The following is a 291-nucleotide window of genomic DNA, read 5'->3' on the forward strand; positions in this document are numbered from 1 at the left end:
CAAAATTGCAAAAAATTCTGTCATCGCCATGTGGCGCACAGCGTGTGCAATTTTGTTTTTTATATCTGTCATTGCGAACGGCGCTAAAGCGGGCATTGTTGCCAGTGAAGCAATCCACATAAAATAGATTACTTCGGTTTTTACAAAACCTCGTAATGACAATATTTTTCCCGTCATTGCGAGCCGAACAGGCGTCTGCCCACCTTTGGTGAAGTGAGGCATGGCAATCCAAATAGCAAGCAAGGAAGCCTGCAAAATATTTATAAATAATTTTGTGAAGTGAAAAAGTTT

General features: G+C 40.5%; 1 protein-coding gene. It reads right to left on the reverse strand.

Annotation, left to right across the window (positions count from 1 at the left end; translation table 11 throughout):
* On the reverse strand, window positions 1-291 hold a 291-nt coding region (locus EZH24_RS14630; RefSeq protein ID WP_161976218.1), incomplete at both ends, for a hypothetical protein.

The sequence above is a fragment of the Brachyspira catarrhinii genome (assembly GCF_005518285.1).
Taxonomy (GTDB): Bacteria; Spirochaetota; Brachyspiria; order Brachyspirales; family Brachyspiraceae; genus Brachyspira; species Brachyspira catarrhinii.